This window comes from Pseudomonas sp. FG47, from assembly GCF_057809115.1.
Map to the genome: position 1 here is coordinate 1 of NZ_JBMDJI010000022.1, position 17,436 is coordinate 17,436.

A 17,436-nucleotide genomic window follows, 5' to 3' on the forward strand; every position below is an offset into this window, starting at 1 on the left:
CGCGATGTGCGGTAAGGTCTCGTGGGCTCGGATTTGTGTATAAGAGACAGATACAGAGAACCCCGTAGGAGCCGGCTTGCCGGCGAACCCGCGCTATCAGGCCTTGCCGCGGCCCAGCAGCCCGCGCACGGTCTCTTGCAGGTCGGCCGGCAGCACCACCACCTTGGCGTTGTCGCTACCCGCCAGATTCTCCATCGCGCCAATGTAGCGCTCGCCCAGCAGGTACATGGCCGGCACGGTCTCGCTGCCCACCGCTTCCTTGACCAGGGTGATCGCCCGCGCCGAGGCTTCTGCCAGGTTGACCTGGGCCTCGGCATCCAGCTTGGCCGCTTGCAGGCGCGCCTCGGCCTCGAGGATCGCCGCCTGCTTGTTGCCTTCGGCGCGGGTCACGTCGGCTTTACGCTCGCGCTCGGCGGCGGCCTGGCGCTCCATGGCGGTCTGCATGCTCGGCGACGGCTTGATGTCCTGGATCTCCACCGAGCGCACGGTCACGCCCCAGTCTTCGGTCTGCTCGGACATCGCCTCGCGCAGGCGCGCCTTGATCTGCTCGCGGCTGGACAGCGCCTCGTCCAGGTCCATGGCGCCGACGATGGCGCGCAGCGAGGTCATGGTCAGGCTGGTGACGGCGAACGAGAAGTTCTGCACGCCGTAGGAGGCCTTCTGCGGGTCGACCACCTTGGCGAAGCACAGGGCGTTGGCGACGATCACCGCGTTGTCCTTGGTGATGATTTCCTGCTGCTGCACGTCGAGGATGATGTCCTTGGTCGGCAGGCGATAGGCGACCACGTCCATGTACGGAATGACGATGTTCAGGCCCGGTTTGAGGGTGCTGTGGTAACGACCCAGGCGCTCGACGATCCATTCCTCGCCCTGGGGCACGATGCGCACGCCCTTGAACACGGTGATCAGTACGAATGCGGCGAGGGTGCCGACGACGATGAGGCTGGTCATGCTTGCGAACTTCCTTTTAGTGCGGATTCAGGCCCGGGTGACCCGGGCGGTGTTGCCTTCGATGGCGGCCAGGCGCACGCGCTCGCCGGCGGGGATATCGCTGTCCGAGATACAGGTCCATTCCTCGTTGCCGAGGATCGGTTTCTGGAAACGCACGCGGCCTTTCTGGAACTGCGACACGGCGCTGGTCAGCAGGCCGACCTCGCCGATCACGCTGTCGGCGGTCCAGCGCACGTCCGCTTTCTTGCGCCGGAACACCTTGAACCAGAGCACGGTGGTGATCGACGAAAACACCACCCACAGCAAACCCTGCATATCGAGTTGCAGGCTGGGGGCGAGCAGCGAGACGAACGACACCAGCACGGCGCCGATGCCGAACCAGAGAATGAAGAAGGTGGGGAGCACCAGTTCCAGCAGGATCAGGGCCACGCCGAAGACGAGCCAGATCCACCATTGCATTTCCATATGGGCGGAGCCTTCCAGAAGGGGGAAGGTGATTGTACGGCAGGATAAAGGCACAGGGCCATTTACCTGTCCTTACAAACTCTGCTGGAGAGTGTGTCGCGACGCTGATCGGCCAGCTGTTCGCGCTGAATGATGAAGTCGCTGGTCACACCGTCATTTGCAAACCAGGTGTCCCAATCGCTTTTGAGGACAGGGGGAGCACTTTCATAAGCTGTGTCTGGGGGGCGTTTGGGCGTATCTGGCATGAGGTGGCTCCATTCGAAGTACCTGGGAAGGGCTACACCTTGCTTAATCTTGTGGAGCGATGAAAGCATCAATGTGTTTCGGAAGATGCCGGGTTATTCAGGACGGAAGCTCAGAGCCTCAAATAGCCGTTTCGGATCAGGGAAAGTTCGATCCACCTCCGGCAGCACCGGCCGCTTGAGCACCAGCACTGGAATCCCGCGCTCCCTTGCCACTTCCAGCTTCGGCTCGGTGGCCGTGCTGCCACTGTTCTTGCTCACCAGCACGTCGATCCGTCGACGTTCGAACAGGGCACGCTCATCGTCGATGAGGAATGGTCCGCGCGCACCGATCACCTCGCAGCGTTCGTTGCCGGGACACGCTTCGAGGGCGCGCAGGGTCCAGAACTGGTGTGGGGGGATTTCGTCCAGATGTTGCAGGGGTTCGCGGCCAAGGGTGAACAAGGGGCGCTCGAACGGTGTCAGCGCCTCGATCAGCCCGGCCCAGTCCTCGACTTCTCGCCAGTCATCGCCAGGCTGCGCCTGCCATGCCGGGCGGCGCAGGGCCCAGCAGGGAATGCCAGCGCTGCGTGCGGCGAGGGCGGCGTTGCGGCTGATCTGCGCGGCATAGGGGTGGGTAGCGTCGAGCAGCAGGTCGATGCCTTCGGCGTGCAGGTACTTGGCCAGGCCTTCGGCGCCGCCATAGCCGCCGACCCGCACCTGGCAGGCCAGGTCCTGGGGAATACGGCCGATGCCGGCGAGGCTGTAGATATGCTGCGGCCCGAGTGTACGGGCGATGGTCAGGGCCTCGGTAACACCGCCCAGCAGCAGGATGCGCCCGTTCATTGCACACCCGCCTTGCCGACGATGCCGCCCTGGCGGTCGATGGCGAACACCTCCACCTGGACCTGGGCCGGCACCACGCTGCGGGCGAAGTTCAGCGCATGGCGGCAGACTTCGTCGCCCAAGGCGATACCGGCGGCATGGGCCAGGGCGAGGGCCTGCTGGCTGGTGTTGGCGCCGACGATCGCCGCTTGCAACGCTGAGTCGGCGCCAATGTCGGCAGCCCAGCCCGCCAGCTGCGGCAGGTCGATGCTCGAATGGCGGCTGTGCAGGTCCATGTGCCCGGCGGCCAGCTTGCTGATCTTGCCGAAGCCACCGCATAGCGTGAGACGCGGCACCGGCACCTTGCGCAGGTGCTTGAGCACGGCACCGACGAAGTCGCCCATCTCGATCAGGGCGATCTCCGGCAGGTCGTAGACCCGGCGCATGGTGTCTTCGCTGGCGTTGCCGGTGCAGGCGGCGATATGCATGTAGCCGTTGGTGTGGGCGACGTCGATGCCCTGGTGGATCGAGGCGATGTAGGCCGAGCAGGAAAACGGCCGGACGATGCCGCTGGTGCCGAGGATCGACAGTCCGCCGAGGATGCCCAGGCGTGGGTTCATGGTCTTCAGGGCCAGCGACTCACCGCCCTGGACATTGACCGTCACTTCGAAGCCGCCGCCATAGCCGCACTCGACCGCCAGCTGTTGCAGGTGATCGCTGATCATCCTGCGCGGCACCGGGTTGATCGCCGGCTCGCCGACGCCCAGCACCAGCCCCGGACGGGTCACGGTCCCCACGCCTTGCCCGGCGACAAAGCGAATGCCAGGCTCGGCCAGCAGGCGTACCTGGCTGTAGAGCAGGGCGCCATGGGTGACATCGGGGTCGTCGCCGGCATCTTTCAGGGTGCCGGCTTCGGCGGCTTCGCCTTTGAGATGGCAGAACTCCAGGCGCATCTCTACCACCTTGCCCTTGGGCAGGGTGATGCGCACCGCGTCATTGTGCTGGCCGGTCAGCAGCAGGCGCGCCGCCGCCAGGCTGGTGGCGGTGGCGCAGCTGCCGGTGGTCAGGCCGCTGCGCAGGGGCGCGGGCTGTTCGCGGGTTTCTTCACGCATCGACGGGCTTCACCACGTCGAGCAAAGTGATCGGCAGGGCCTGGCGCCAGGTGTCGAAGCTGCCCAGTGGCTGGGTGTGGGCGATATGGATACGGGTCAGCTCGCCGCCGTGTTGGTCGCGGAACTGCGCCAGGGTGACTTCGCTTTGCAGCGTGACGGCGTTGGCAACCAGGCGTCCGCCTGGCAGCAGGCGCTCCCAGCACAGGTCGAGCATGCCTTCGCGGGTGACGCCGCCGCCGATGAAGATCGCGTCCGGACGTTCCAGGCCGGCCAACGCTTCGGGTGCCTTGCCGCGGATCAGTTGCAGGCCGGGCACGCCGAGGGTGTCGCGGTTGCATTCGATGTAGCCCTGGCGGCCCTCGTCAGCCTCGATCGCAAGGGTGCGGCAGCTGGGGTGGGCGCGCATCCATTCGATGCCGATGGAGCCGCAACCGGCGCCTACGTCCCACAGCAGCTCACCCGGTTGCGGTGCCAGGCGGGCCAAGGTGATTGCTCGCACGTCGCGCTTGGTCAGTTGGCCGTCGTGACGGAAAGCGCTGTCAGGCAGGCCGGCCACGCGCGGCAGGCGCGGGGCGTCAAGCGAGGCCTGGCATTCGATGGCGACCAGGTTGAGTAGAGCGATGTCGGTATGTGGCCAGTCGTCGGCGGTACCGCTCAGCGTTCGTTCCTGTGGGCCGCCGAGGTGTTCGAGCACCTGCAGACGGCTGGGGCCGAAGCCACGTTCGCGCAGCTGCGCGGCAATGGCCGCCGGGCTGCTTTCGTCGTTGCTCAGCACCAGCAGGCGCATGCCGCTGTACAGGTGGGCATTGAGCGCCGCCAGTGGGCGGGCGACCACCGAGACCACCTGCACGTCCTGCAGCGGCCAGCCCAGGCGGGCGGCGGCGAGGGCGCAGGAGGAGGGCATCGGCAGCACTTGCAGTTCGTCGGCGGGCAGCTGGCGCGCCAGGCTGGCGCCGACGCCGTAGAACATCGGGTCGCCGCTGGCCAATACGCATACCGGCGCGCCGCGCAGGGCCAGGACCGGGGCCAGGGAGAAGGGGCTGGGCCAGTGCAGTTGCTCGGCGGTGACGCAGCGGGGCAGCAGGGCCAGCTGGCGCGGGGCACCGATGATGCGCGTGGCCGACAGCAGGGCGCGCCGGGCCTGTTTGCCCAGGCCGCTGAAGCCGTCTTCGCCGATGCCTATTACTGTCAGCCAGGGGGCCATCTGTTCCTCGTACCGTTCATTGATCGCGGGGCGTTCGACCACCGGTTTTTCATGCCGCCGGACAAAGCAGGCATAATACCGCGCCTTCTACACTGAAGCGCACTTTCACGATTGCCGGATGCCCCTTTGACGCCGCCCCTACCTTCCGAAGTTTCGCCCCGTCCCTCGGCCTGCCCGGGGTTGTGGCGCATCGTCGCCGCGCGCGATGGCGGTATTTGCCGGATCAAGCTGCCCGGTGGCCTGCTGCTGGCCGACCAGGCCGACGCCGTTGCCGACGCCGCCGAGCGTTTTGCCGCAGGCGTGATCGAGGCGACCAACCGCGCCAATCTGCAGATTCGTGGCGTAGGCCAGGATCACAGCGGGCTGGTCGAGCATCTGCTGGCTGCCGGGCTCGGCCCACGTGACGCGGCCGGTGATGATGTGCGCAACCTCATGCTCAGCCCACTGGCCGGGCTTGATCCGGCCATGTTGTGCGACACCCGGCCATTGGCCGGGCAAATCCTCGACCTGCTGGAAAGCACCCCCAGGTTCCACAAGCTGTCGGCCAAGTTCGCCGTGCAACTCGATGGCGGCGAAGCGTTGGCGATGCTCGAGCACGCCCATGATTTGTGGCTGTCCGCGATGCCACGCGCAGGCCGTGTCTGGCTGCGCTTCGGACTCGCGAGCAGCCTGTCGAGCGGCCAGGTGCTGGGGGCTGTGCCGGTGGAGCAAGGGCTGGCGCTGGTGCGCGCGGTACTGGAGCGCTTCCTCGACCTGGCGACGCCCGAGCAGTCGCGCATGCGTCAATTGCTGCAGACGTGCCCGGTGGAGCATTTTCTGGAAGGGCTGGCGATCCAGATCGAGACCACCGCGGTGGCCTGGCAGCGCCCGACGACGACAAGCCCATGGTTGGGCGTGCTGCCCCAGCGCCAGGGCATGGCGCTGGGCGTCGCGCCACCCCTGGGGCGCCTGACGCCGGCAATGCTGCGCGGCGCCGCGCGTATCGCCCGGCAATGGGGCGATGGCAGCTTGCGGCTGAGCCCTTGGCAGAGCCTGGTGCTGACCTCCCTCGAGCCGGCGGAGCTGGAAAACGCACGCGCGCAACTGATGGCCTGCGGCATGCTGTGCCACAGCGAGCACCCGCTGGCGCGGGTCGTCGCCTGCACCGGCTCCAGCGGGTGCGCCAAGGCCCAGGCCGACACCAAGGCCGATGCCGTGACCCTGGCCGGCCTGTTGCCGCAAGGCGCCCCGGGCAGCGTGCACCTGTCCGCCTGCCCACGTTCCTGTGCCATGGCCCACCCAGCTGCGGCCACCCTGCTGGCCCGTGCCCCGGGTCGTTATGATCTTTACTTGCGCGATGCGCGCCAGCCGGGTTTCGGCAGGCTGCGCGCAGCCAACCTCACCGCAGAAGAAGCAGGCGTCATGCTCGACCTGCCGACGGAGCACCTTGATGATTGACTACATCCGCGATGGTCAGGAGATCTATCGCAATTCCTTCCGGATTATCCGCGAGGAAGCCCGCCTTGAACGTATTCCCGCCGATCTGGAAAAGCTCGCCGTGCGGGTGATCCATGCCTGCGGCATGGTCGAGGCCATCGATGGCCTGCAGTTCTCCGAAGGCGCGGGCAGCGCTGGTCGTGTGGCCCTGGCCAAGGGCGCGCCGATACTCTGCGACGCGCATATGGTCGCCGAGGGCATCACCCGTGCACGCCTGCCGGCCAATAACCCGGTGATCTGCACCCTGCGCGACCCGAGCGTGCCGGACTTGGCCAAGGCCGAAGGCAACACCCGCTCCGCCGTGGCCCTGGAACTGTGGCGCCCGCACCTGGAAGGCAGTGTGGTGGTGATTGGCAACGCGCCGACCGCGCTGTTCTACCTGCTGGAAATGCTCGATGCCGGTGCGCCGAAGCCGGCGTTGATCCTCGGCTTTCCGGTCGGTTTTGTCGGCGCCGCCGAATCCAAGGCCATGCTTGCCGCCGACAGCCGTGGCGTGCCGTTCGTGATCATGCAGGGCCGCCTGGGCGGCAGCGCGATGGCTGCCGCCGCGGTCAACGCCCTGGCCACGGAGGTGGAATGATGCACGCACGCGGACGACTGCTGGGCCTGGGCGTAGGCCCGGGCGACCCTGAGCTGATCACGGTCAAGGCCCTGCGCCTGCTGCGCGAGGCACCCGTGGTGGCGTATTTCGTGGCCAAGGGCAAGCGCGGCAATGCCTTCGGCATCATCGAGACGCACCTGCAAGCCGAGCAGACCCTGCTGCCGCTGGTCTACCCGGTGACCACCGAGGTACTGCCGGCGCCGCTGTCCTACGAGCAGGTGATCAGCGACTTCTACGACGAAGCCAGCGTGCAGGTGGCCGAACACTTGGACGCCGGCCGCGACGTGGCGGTGATCTGCGAAGGGGACCCGTTCTTCTACGGCTCCTACATGTACCTGCACGATCGCCTGGCACCACGCTACGAGGCACAGGTGATTCCGGGCGTCTGCTCGATGCTTGGAGGCGCCTCGGTGCTCGGCGCGCCGCTGGTGTATCGCAACCAGACCCTCACCGTGCTCTCCGGTGTATTGCCCCATGAAGAGCTCAAGCAGCGCCTGGCTGCTGCCGACGCGGCTGTGATCATGAAGCTGGGACGCAACTTCCCCAAGGTACGCCAGGTGCTCGGCGAGCTGGGCCTGGATGGCCGTGCGCTGTACGTGGAGCGGGCGACCATGGCCAACCAGAAGATCGTCGCGCTGGACGCGGTCGACCCACAGTCCTCGCCATACTTCTCGCTGATCATCGTGCCGGGTGAGAAATGGCAGGGATGAGAGCACCGGCAATCGTCATTCTCGGCCCAGGCAGCCTGGCCACCGCGCAGCGTATCCAGCAACGCTATCCGCAGGCCAAGATCCATGGCCTGCAAGGGCGTGTGGAGGGGGCCGACCATTACTACGCAGTCTTCGGCGACACCCTGCGCGAGCTGTATCGGCAAGACACGCCGATCATCGCCCTGTGCGCGGCGGGTATTGTCATTCGCACCCTGGCGCCGCTGTTGAGCGAAAAAGGTGTCGAGCCACCGGTACTGGCCGTGGCCGAGGACGGCAGCGCCGTGGTGCCACTGCTCGGGGGCCTGGGTGGGGTCAACGTCATGGCCCGAGAGATCGGTGAGGCGCTGGGCGTGGGTGCGGCGATCACCACCAGTGGCGAGCTGCGCTTTGGCACCTGCCTGCTCAACCCGCCCGAGGGTTACGCGCTGGCGGACCTGGAGCAGGGCAAGCGGTTCGTCTCCGACCTGCTGGCGGGCGAGGCGGTGCGTGTCGAAGGCGACGCGCCGTGGCTCGAACAGGCGCAGCTGCCCGCCAGTGACGATGCGCAACGCACTATCCACGTGGGCAGCGCACTGCGCCCGGCCAGCCGGGACGAACTGCTGATCCATGCGCGTTGCGTGGTGGTGGCGGTCACGGCCGGTAGCGCCGACCTGGTGCACCAGGTACGCGAGGAACTGCTGCGGGCGAACATCGCCGAGCCCGCGCTGGCCTGCCTGCTGGCGAGCGAAACCGAGATGGCGGAGCCGGCTCTGCACGAAGCTGCACAGGCACTGAATGTCGCCCTGCGCTTCGCTCCGGCCGCCGAGAGCCTGGAGCGGATGCTGGCTGATGCAGTGCCGCAAGCGCGGGTGGGTTCGTCCGTGGGGCTCGCCCATGCCGTTTGCCCGGCACCTGTCGACATCGACCGCATTGGCCGGCGCCGTGGTCGCCTGGCCGTGATCGGCCTGGGCCCTGGTGCCGCCGAGCTGATGGTGCCGGCGGTCAAGGCGGAACTGGCGCGTGCGCAGGATGTGCTGGGTTACGAAACCTACGTGCGCATGGCCGGCCCTTTGCGCGACGATCAGGTGCTGCATTGCACCGACAACCGCGAAGAAATGCAGCGCGCTCGCCATGCCTTCGAGCTGGCGGCACAAGGGCGTTCGGTGGTGGTGGTATCGTCGGGCGATCCGGGCGTGTTCGCCATGGCCGCCGCAGTGCTCGAAGCGCTCCACGAATCCAGTGACCCGGCCTGGCAGCGGGTCGAGCTGGAGATCCTGCCCGGCGTTTCGGCCTCGCTGGCTACCGCCGCCCAGGCGGGGGCGCCACTGGGCCACGACTTCTGCGTGATGTCGCTGTCGGACAACCTCAAGCCCTGGTCGATCATCGAGAAACGCCTCGACCTGGCGGCCCAGGCGGATCTGGTGCTGGCGTTCTACAACCCGATCTCCAAGGCCCGGCCGCATCAGCTGGGTGTGGCACTGGAGGTGGTACGCCGCCATCGCGACGCAGGCACTCCCGTGGTGCTGGGCCGTGATATCGGCCGGCCGGGGCAGACCCTGCGGGTGGTGACCTTGGGCGAGCTGGCGCCCGAGATGGTCGACATGCGCACCATGGTGCTGGTCGGCTCCTCGACCACCTGTACCTTTCCCCGCGCCGACGGTGGCGAGTGGGTTTACACCCCGCGCTGGTACCCGGCCAAGCCCTGAAGCGATCCGGGATCAGGGCACCAGGTAGCCCTTGATCCCAGTGAAGATGATCTGCGCCGCCAGGGCGCAGACAAACAGCCCCATCAAGCGGCTGACGATCTGCAAGCCCTGGTCGCCGAGCAACCGCTCGATGCGGTGCGAGAGGTACAGCACCAGGCCCACGGTGAAGCTGGCCAGGGCGATGCTGACGATGGCCAGCAGCTTGTCGTCCCAGTGCGGCTGGCCAACGCCCATCACCAGCAGCGCGCCGATGGTGCCGGGGCCCACGGTCAGCGGGATGGTCAGCGGCACGATGGTCACATCCTGCTGCACGTTGTCGGTCTGTACCGCCGACTTGCCCTGGGCCATGCCCAGTGCCGAGATGAACAGCACCGAACCTGCGCCGATGCGAAAGGCGTCGGCAGTGATGCCGAACACACCAAAAATCACCCGCCCGAACAGGTACAGCAGCACGCTGGCGATCAGCGTGGCGATGGCCACGCGCCAGGCCAGTTGCTTGCGTTCCTTGCTGGAGTGGCCGCGGGTCAGGCCGATGAAGCACGACAGCACGAAGAACGGGCTGTAGAGCACGAGCATTTTCAGATAGACGCTGAACAACTCATGGAGCATGGCGGTAGGTCCGCGGCCGGAAGATGCCACTGTATAGCACGGATCCTGTAGGAGCGGCCTTGTGCCGCGAAAGGGCTGCGCAGCGGCCCCAGGATCTGAGTCATCGCGAAAATGGCCGCAGGCCGCTGCGTGCTCCATTCGGGACGCAAGGCCGCTCCTGCACCTGCGGCTTTTCAGTCGAGGGGATCGGTAACCACCTGCCGCTGCCCCGCCCAGAACTGCACCAGCTCGCGCAACTGCGACAGCTCCACCGGCTTGGCCATGTGCCCGTCCATGCCGGCCAGGCGCGCACGCTCCTTGTGCTCGGTGAGGATGTGCGCGGTCAACGCCACCACCGGTGTGCGCGGACGCTGGTTGGCGGTTTCCCAGGCGCGGATCTGCTGGGTGGCGGAGAAGCCATCGAGGATCGGCATCTCGCAGTCCATCAGCACCAGGTCGTAGCGCCGCGCCTTCATCGCCTGCAAGGCTTCCTCGCCGTTGGCGGCGGTGTCTGGTTCGAGGTTGAGCTTGCCGAGCATGCCACGGATGACCTTGGTCGAGATGCTGTTGTCCTCGGCCACCAGGATACGGAAGTCGCGGGGCAGGTCCAGCGCAGGCGCAGTGCCCATTGGCACGCTCGGCATGGCCAGCTCGCGGCCGCGCAGCGCCAGTTCCTCGGCCAATGTGGTCTTGAGCGTGTAGCCGGCTACCGGCTTGGCGAGGATGCGCTTGACCCCGGCATTGCGCGCGATGATCTTGCTCGGCGCATTGCTGATGCCGGTGAGCATCACCACCAGTATGTCGTGGTTCAGGCTCGGGTCTTCCTTGATCTTCGCCGCCAGCTGCATGCCGGTCATGCCGGGCATGTTCTGGTCCAGCAGCACGGCGTCGAAGTAGTCGCGCAGGTGCGCCTTGGTGCGCAGCAGGGCCAGGGCTTCCTTGCCGGAAGGCACCGCGCTGACGTTCATGCCCCAGGCGCTGCATTGCTGCACCAGGACCTTGCGGCAGGTATCGTTGTCGTCGACCACCAGCACCCGGGCATCGCGCAGCGGGCCGTCGAGGTCGGTGGGTGGCTGCTCCAGGCGCTGCGGATCCAGCGGCAGGGTCAGCCACAGGGTGTTGCCCATGTTGGCGCTGGTCTTGATGCCGAATTCGCCTTGCATCAGGCCGATCAGTTGCTTGGCGATCACCAGGCCGAGGTGGCCGCCCAGCTTGTTGCTGGACAGGAAGTGGCGGCTGTGCAGTTCGGCCTGCAGCAGGGCATCGCGCTCGGCCGGTGGCATTGGCTCGCCGCTGTCCTGCACGGCGATCCGCAGGCGTGGGGTGTCACCGCGCTGGTCGAGGGCCACCACCAGCAGGATCTCGCCCTGCTCGGTGTTCTTCAGCGCGTTGTCGAGCAGGCTCGACAAGGCCTGGCGCAGGCGCGTCGGATCGCCGCTGACCACCCGTGGCACCTGGGGTTGGGTGAAGCTGATCAGCTCGATGTTCTGCTGCTCGGCCTTGGCCCGGAAAATGTTCAGGCAGTCCTCGATCAGCGCGTTGAGGTCGAACTGCACGTCGTCCAGCTCGATCTGCCGCGACTCGAGCTTGGAGATGTCGAGGATCTCGTTGATCAGCGTCAGCAGTTCGTTGCCGGCGCTGTGGATGGTCTGCACGTAGTCGCGTTGCTTGACCGACAGCGGCGTGCCCAGCAGCAGCTCGGTCATGCCCAGCACGCCGTTCATGGGGGTGCGGATCTCGTGGCTGATCTTGGCCAGGAACTCGGCCTTGGCGTTGATCTCGGCGTCGCTGGCGGCTAGGGCGCGGCTGGCGCTGAAGCGCTCCTCGCTGATCCGTCGCAGGCGTTCGCTGACAGCCAGGTTGAGCAACAGGCCGCTGACCACGGTGAGCGCCAGCAGCACGCACAGCAGCCAGGGCGTGGAGGTGCGGGTGAGGCCGAGCAGGGCCGGCAGCAACACCAGGCCGCCAAGGTTGAACACCAGCATGGCCAGGGTGAACAGCCGCGCCGGGGTGTAGCCCTGGTACCAGTGGTAGCTGCTGATCAGCAGCATGCTCAGGCTGCCCAGGGCGAGCAGGGCATAGGTCATCAGGTTCAGCGGCAAGGTGTCGACGAACAGCAGCACCAGGCCGCTGACCCCGGCCACCAGCATCTCCATGTGCAGCAGGCGGTTCAACCTGGCCGAGCTGCGTGGGGTGAAGAAGTGCAGGGTGAAGAACAGCCCAGCCAGCCCGGCCAGCACCAGGGTCAGGTAGGCGGCTGGGGTCTGGGCGCTGTACCACAGGTGCCACCAGGGGCCGCTTAGGTTCAGCAGGATCAGCGCGCTGAGCAGCATCAGGGCGTGGTACAGCGCCAGGGTCAGGGTGGTGCTGGAGCGGGTGTAGGCGAAGCGGATCAGGTTGTGCAGGATCAGCATCACCAGGCCGCCGAACAACAGGCCGAACAGCAGCGGCTGGCGCTGGTCGGCGGCAGCCTTGGCCGCCGGCTCCAGGCTGATCGCCGGGCGTAGCTGGTGTTCCGACACCAGGCGCAGGTAGACATCCACTGCCTGGCTGCTGCGCGGCAGCGGCAGCACATGGTCGCTGCCATGTAGGGTAGGGCTGGCATTATCGCCCTGTCGGCCGTGGTGCAGCTGGCGTAGCAGCTTGTCGCCCTCGAGGGCGTAGAGGTCCAGGCGGGACAGGTCGGGGGCGAATATACGGACCAGTTGCTCCTGCTCGCCGGGTTCGAGGCGATAGTGCAGCCACAAGGCCTGGTCGGGGAGGGCGGCATCCAGCTCGTTCAGCGCCAGGGGGCTGAACTGGTTGCGGTAGCGCTCGGAGCGCACGTCGGAGAGCTGCAGGCTGGCCTGCTCGTCGAGCAGCGCCGACCAACCAGTGCCCGGTTCGGCTTGCGCCGGAAGCAGGCAGAGCAGGGTCAGCAGGCTGACGATGAGGGCAGTGGCAATCCGAAGCCGACGCACGACGAAATCCTTTCTTAGCTGATGTGCCGGAGCACAACTATGCGCGGCGCGCCGACGCGAAGGCAAGGCCCCAAGGGAGCCTTGGCGACGAGCCGAAGGCCGGGCGCGCGGGCGCCACGGCCATTGGCGGCAAGGTTACTGCTGGTGTTCACCGCGCTCGCGGGCGATGGCCCGATAGCCGATGTCGCTGCGGTAGAAGCTGCCTTCCCACTTGACCTGCTCGGCCAGGCGGTAGGCTTGCTGCTGGGCGGCCTCGACGGTGGCGCCCATGGCGGTGGCGCAAAGCACGCGGCCGCCGGCGGTTACCACCTGGCCATCCTTGAGTGCGGTGCCAGCATGGAACACCTTGCCTTCGAGCTTGGCCGCGGCGTCCAGGCCACTGATCGCGGCACCCTTGGCGTAGTCGCCCGGGTAGCCACCGGCAGCCAGGACCACGCCCAGGCTCGGGCGCGGGTCCCACTGTGCTTCGACCTTGTCCAGGGCCTTGGCGAAGGCTGCTTCGATCAGCAGCACCAGGCTCGACTCCAGGCGCAGCATGACCGGCTGGGTTTCCGGGTCGCCGAAGCGGCAGTTGAACTCGATGACCTTGGGGTTGCCCGCCTTGTCGATCATCAGGCCGGCATACAGGAAGCCGGTGTAGACATTGCCTTCCTCGGCCATGCCACGCACGGTCGGCCAGATCACCTGGTCCATCACCCGCTGGTGCACGTCGGCGGTGACCACCGGGGCTGGCGAATAGGCGCCCATGCCGCCGGTGTTCGGGCCGGTGTCCTGGTCGCCGACGCGCTTGTGGTCCTGGCTGGTGGCCATCGGCAGCACGTTGTGGCCGTCGACCATGACGATGAAGCTGGCTTCCTCGCCGTCGAGGAATTCTTCGATCACCACGCGCGAGCCGGCATCGCCGAAGGCGTTGCCGGCGAGCATGTCGCGCACGGCGTCTTCGGCTTCCTGCAGGGTCATGGCGACGATCACGCCCTTGCCGGCGGCCAGGCCATCGGCCTTGATCACGATCGGCGCGCCTTTTTCACGCAGGTAGGCCAGGGCCGGCTCGATCTCGGTGAAGTTCTGGTAGTCGGCGGTGGGGATCTTGTGGCGCGCCAGGAAGTCCTTGGTGAACGCCTTGGAGCCTTCCAGCTGGGCCGCGCCCTTGGTTGGGCCGAAGCAGTCCAGGCCGCGGCTGCGGAACAGGTCGACGACGCCGATGACCAGTGGCGCTTCCGGGCCGACGATGGTCAGGTCGACGTTCTGCTCGGCGAAGTCGGCCAGTTGCTCCAGGGCGGTGACGTCGATGGCGACGTTTTCGCACTTGGCTTCGCTGGCGGTGCCGGCGTTACCGGGGGCCACGAAGATTTTCTCGACCCGTGGGTCCTGGGCGACTTTCCAGGCCAGGGCGTGTTCGCGACCGCCACTGCCGATGATCAAAACTTTCATGTCAAAACCTCGAAATCTGTCGAACGAGAGGCAAAACCCCTCGCTGTACGAGGTCGCAATGAAGCAGGTAGATGCAAGGCGGGGACGGTTCCGATGAGCGCAGTTGCCTTATGGCAATGAGCATCAGCGGAACCGGCCCCAACGCAGCAGATGCCTGCTTCAGTGCGGCCGATTGCCATAATCAGTGGCGGAAGTGGCGCATGCCGGTGAAGACCATGGCGATACCGGCTTCGTCGGCGGCGGCAATCACCTCGGCATCACGCATCGAGCCACCCGGCTGGATCACGGCGCTGATACCCACTTTAGCCGCGTTGTCGATGCCATCTCGGAACGGGAAGAACGCATCCGACGCCATGACCGCGCCCTGCACCTGCAGGCCCGCGTGTTCGGCCTTGATCGCGGCAATGCGCGCGGAGTTGACCCGGCTCATCTGGCCGGCGCCGACACCGATGGTCTGGCGCTGCTTGGCGTAGACGATGGCGTTGGACTTGACGAACTTGGCCACTTTCCAGGCGAACACCAGGTCGTGGATCTCTTGCTCGGTCGGGGCACGCTTGGTGACGATCTTCAGGTCATCGGCGCTGATCATGCCGATATCGCGGCTCTGCACCAGCAGGCCACCGTTGACGCGCTTGAAGTCCCAGCCGCCAGCGCGCTCGGCTGGCCACTCGCCGCATTCCAGCAGGCGCACGTTCTGCTTGGCGGCAACCACGTCGCGAGCGGCCTGGGAGATTTTCGGGGCGATGATCACTTCGACGAACTGGCGCTCGACGATGGCCTGGGCGGTTTCGCCGTCCAGTTCGCGGTTGAAGGCGATGATGCCGCCGAAGGCCGACTCGGTGTCAGTGGCGTAGGCCAGGTCATAGGCCTTGCGGATGCCGCCTTCGTCTTCAGGCACGACCGCCACGCCGCATGGGTTGGCATGCTTGACGATGACGCAGGCCGGCTTGACGAAGCTCTTCACGCACTCCAGCGCGGCGTCGGTGTCGGCCACGTTGTTGAACGACAGTTCCTTGCCCTGCAGCTGCACGGCGGTGGAAATGCTGGCTTCACCTTTCTTGGCTTCGACGTAGAACGCCGCGCTCTGGTGCGGGTTCTCGCCGTAGCGCATTTCCTGGGCCTTGACGAACTGGCTGTTGAAGGTGCGCGGGAACTCGCTGCGGTCTTCGGTGGACAGGGTGTCCTTGGCCTGGTCGATGGTGCCCATGTAGTTGGCGATCATGCCGTCGTAGGCGGCAGTGTGCTCGAACGCCTTGAGCATCAGGTCGAAGCGCTGGGCGTAGGTCAGGCCGCCGGCCTTCAGGCCTTCGACGATGCCGGTGTAGTCGCTGGCGTTGACCACGATGGCGACATCCTTGTGGTTCTTCGCCGCCGAGCGGACCATGGTCGGGCCGCCGATGTCGATATTCTCGATGGCGGTCGGCAGGTCGCAGCCTGGCTTGTTGATGGTGGCTTCGAATGGATACAGGTTGACCGCAACCAGGTCGATCGGCTTGATGCCGTGCTCGTTCATGATGGCGTCGTCGGTGCCGCGACGGCCGAGGATGCCGCCGTGGATCTTCGGATGCAGGGTCTTGACCCGGCCGTCCATCATTTCGGCGAAGCCGGTGTAGTCGGCCACTTCCACCGCGTTGACGCCGTTGTCCTTGAGCAGCTTGTAGGTGCCGCCGGTGGACAGGATCTCGACACCGAGCAGTTGCAGCTCACGGGCGAATTCGAGGATCCCGGTCTTGTCGGAGACGCTGATCAGGGCGCGGCGGATCGGCAGGCGGGTAGTCTGGTCGGTCATTTCAGATTCCATAACGCGGTGGAGTCAGCAAAAAAGGCGCCTCGTGACGAGCGCCTTTTTGGTTGGGGTTCTGGCCTTACAACAGATCGTACTGCTTGAGCTTCTTGCGCAGCGTGCCTCGGTTGAGCCCGAGCATCTCGCTGGCCTTGGTCTGGTTGCCCTTGACGTAGTTCATCACGCTTTCGAGCAGCGGCGCCTCGACCTCCGAGAGCACCAGGTTGTACACGTCCGTGACGGTAGCGCCTTCCAGGTGGGCGAAGTAGTTGTGCAACGCCTTCTCGACGCTGCCGCGCAGGGTCTGGCCCTCCTCGCTCGGCGTGTTCAGGTGCTGCTTGAGGTTGACGTTGTCGCTCACGGGCGTTGTTCCACTCACTAATGTCTCGGTCATCATCGTCATGCGGCCACCCCTTGTTCGTCCTCTGTCCCAAGGCTCTGTCGACGTTCGGCGAAAAACGCCTGAACGTTGGCGCACTGCGCTTGTGTATCTTGCAAAGCGTTGAACCGGCTGCGGAACTCCTTGCCGCCGGGTCGGGTCGCCAGGTACCAGCCAACGTGCTTGCGGGCGATACGCACGCCCATCACATCGCCATAAAAGGCATGCAGCGCGGCCAGGTGTTCCAGCAGAATGCGTTCCACTTCGTCCAGCGCCGGGGCAGGCAGGTGCTCGCCCGTGCGCAGGTAATGCTCGATCTCGCGGAAGATCCACGGCCGCCCTTGGGCGGCACGGCCGATCAGCAGGCCGTCGGCACCGGTGGCATGCAGCACCGCCCGGGCCTTTTCCGGCGAGGTGATGTCGCCGTTGGCGAACACCGGGATCGACACCGCCTGCTTGATCGCCGCGATGGTGTCGTACTCGGCGTCACCGGTGTACAGGTCGGCGCGTGTGCGGCCATGCACCGCCAGCGCCTGGATGCCGGCCTGCTCGGCGATCCTCGCCACATTCAGGCCGTTCTTGTTCGCCCGGTCCCAGCCGGTGCGAATCTTAAGGGTCACCGGCACGTCCACGGCGCCGACGACGGCATGGAGGATCTCGCTGACCAAGGCTTCATCTCTCAATAAAGCAGAGCCGGCGGCCTTGTTGCAGACTTTTTTCGCCGGGCAGCCCATGTTGATGTCGATGATCTGCGCGCCCGCGGCGACGTTGGCGCGCGCGGCCTCGGCCATCATCTGCGCGTCGCCGCCGGCGATCTGTACCGAGCGCGGCTCGGGATCGTCTTCATGGATGCGCCGCAGGCTCGACTTGCGGCTGTTCCACAGGCGCATGTCGCTGGAAACCATCTCCGACACCACCATGCCCGCCCCGAGGCGTTTGCACAGGGTACGGAAAGGCTGGTCCGTGACCCCTGCCATGGGGGCCAGGATCAGGTTGTTCTGCAGTGTGTAAGGGCCGATGCGTACCGCCGACATAGGTGTTCCCT

General features: G+C 66.3%; 15 protein-coding genes. 4 read left to right on the top strand and 11 right to left on the bottom strand.

All coding sequences use genetic code 11. From position 1 onward, the window contains the following. Positions 1-96: 96 nt before the first annotated feature. From ACODS5_RS16715 to cbiE, 5 genes are all read right to left on the bottom strand, one after another. Positions 97-951, bottom strand: a complete 855-nt coding sequence (locus ACODS5_RS16715; RefSeq protein WP_217852442.1) for an SPFH domain-containing protein — start codon at positions 949-951, stop codon at positions 97-99. Between the two features lie 27 nt (positions 952-978). Next, a complete protein-coding gene (locus ACODS5_RS16720; protein WP_134692558.1) occupies positions 979-1,416 on the bottom strand; it encodes an NfeD family protein in 438 nt (145 codons plus the stop codon). Positions 1,417-1,754: 338 nt separating this feature from the next. Then, complete coding sequence (locus ACODS5_RS16725; protein WP_489109196.1) at positions 1,755-2,483, bottom strand: cobalt-precorrin-6A reductase; 729 nt, start codon at positions 2,481-2,483, stop codon at positions 1,755-1,757. After that, positions 2,480-3,574 carry a cobalt-precorrin-5B (C(1))-methyltransferase gene (locus ACODS5_RS16730; protein WP_489109197.1) on the bottom strand — a complete coding sequence of 365 codons (1,095 nt, stop codon included), beginning with the start codon at positions 3,572-3,574 and terminating at the stop codon, positions 2,480-2,482. Before ACODS5_RS16730 ends, ACODS5_RS16725 begins: the two co-directional genes overlap by 4 nt. Then, positions 3,567-4,778 carry a precorrin-6y C5,15-methyltransferase (decarboxylating) subunit CbiE gene (gene cbiE / locus ACODS5_RS16735; RefSeq protein WP_134692544.1) on the bottom strand — a complete coding sequence of 404 codons (1,212 nt, stop codon included), beginning with the start codon at positions 4,776-4,778 and terminating at the stop codon, positions 3,567-3,569. Before cbiE ends, ACODS5_RS16730 begins: the two co-directional genes overlap by 8 nt. A 111-nt stretch (positions 4,779-4,889) precedes the next feature. On the opposite strand from cbiE, the gene cobG reads away from it, so the two are divergent. From cobG to cobJ, 4 genes are read left to right on the top strand one after another with little or no spacing between them, the layout of a single operon-like run. Continuing rightward, positions 4,890-6,215, top strand: a complete 1,326-nt coding sequence (cobG, locus tag ACODS5_RS16740; RefSeq protein ID WP_489109198.1) for a precorrin-3B synthase — start codon at positions 4,890-4,892, stop codon at positions 6,213-6,215. Further along, positions 6,208-6,834, top strand: coding sequence for a precorrin-8X methylmutase (locus ACODS5_RS16745; RefSeq protein ID WP_134692540.1), 627 nt, complete (start codon positions 6,208-6,210; stop codon positions 6,832-6,834). The genes cobG and ACODS5_RS16745 overlap by 8 nt, the downstream gene beginning before the upstream one ends. Beyond that, the gene (locus tag ACODS5_RS16750; RefSeq protein ID WP_177414240.1) at positions 6,831-7,565 is read left to right on the top strand and encodes a precorrin-2 C(20)-methyltransferase; all 735 of its coding nucleotides are present in this window, start codon (positions 6,831-6,833) and stop codon (positions 7,563-7,565) included. Before ACODS5_RS16745 ends, ACODS5_RS16750 begins: the two co-directional genes overlap by 4 nt. After that, entirely contained in the window at positions 7,553-9,250 is a 1,698-nt protein-coding gene (gene cobJ, locus ACODS5_RS16755) for a precorrin-3B C(17)-methyltransferase (protein WP_489109199.1), read from the top strand. The genes ACODS5_RS16750 and cobJ overlap by 13 nt, the downstream gene beginning before the upstream one ends. 12 nt (positions 9,251-9,262) lie before the next feature. Here cobJ and ACODS5_RS16760 read toward each other — a convergent pair whose 3' ends face one another. From ACODS5_RS16760 to dusB, 6 genes are all read right to left on the bottom strand, one after another. Continuing rightward, a complete protein-coding gene (locus tag ACODS5_RS16760) occupies positions 9,263-9,859 on the bottom strand; it encodes a MarC family protein (RefSeq protein WP_134692536.1) in 597 nt (198 codons plus the stop codon). Between the two features lie 173 nt (positions 9,860-10,032). Then, positions 10,033-12,798, bottom strand: coding sequence for a hybrid sensor histidine kinase/response regulator (locus ACODS5_RS16765; protein WP_134692534.1), 2,766 nt, complete (start codon positions 12,796-12,798; stop codon positions 10,033-10,035). 135 nt (positions 12,799-12,933) lie between these two features. Then, positions 12,934-14,229 (bottom strand): phosphoribosylamine--glycine ligase, encoded by a 1,296-nt coding sequence (purD, locus tag ACODS5_RS16770; protein WP_489109200.1) that lies wholly within the window; start codon positions 14,227-14,229, stop codon positions 12,934-12,936. A 181-nt stretch (positions 14,230-14,410) separates the two neighbouring features. Next, on the bottom strand, positions 14,411-16,018 hold the full coding sequence (purH, locus tag ACODS5_RS16775; protein ID WP_489109201.1) for a bifunctional phosphoribosylaminoimidazolecarboxamide formyltransferase/IMP cyclohydrolase: 1,608 nt from the start codon (positions 16,016-16,018) through the stop codon (positions 14,411-14,413). Positions 16,019-16,094: 76 nt separating this feature from the next. Continuing rightward, positions 16,095-16,415 (bottom strand): DNA-binding transcriptional regulator Fis, encoded by a 321-nt coding sequence (gene fis / locus ACODS5_RS16780; protein WP_134692528.1) that lies wholly within the window; start codon positions 16,413-16,415, stop codon positions 16,095-16,097. Then, entirely contained in the window at positions 16,412-17,425 is a 1,014-nt protein-coding gene (dusB, locus tag ACODS5_RS16785; protein WP_217852467.1) for a tRNA dihydrouridine synthase DusB, read from the bottom strand. Before dusB ends, fis begins: the two co-directional genes overlap by 4 nt. Positions 17,426-17,436 lie beyond the last annotated feature (11 nt).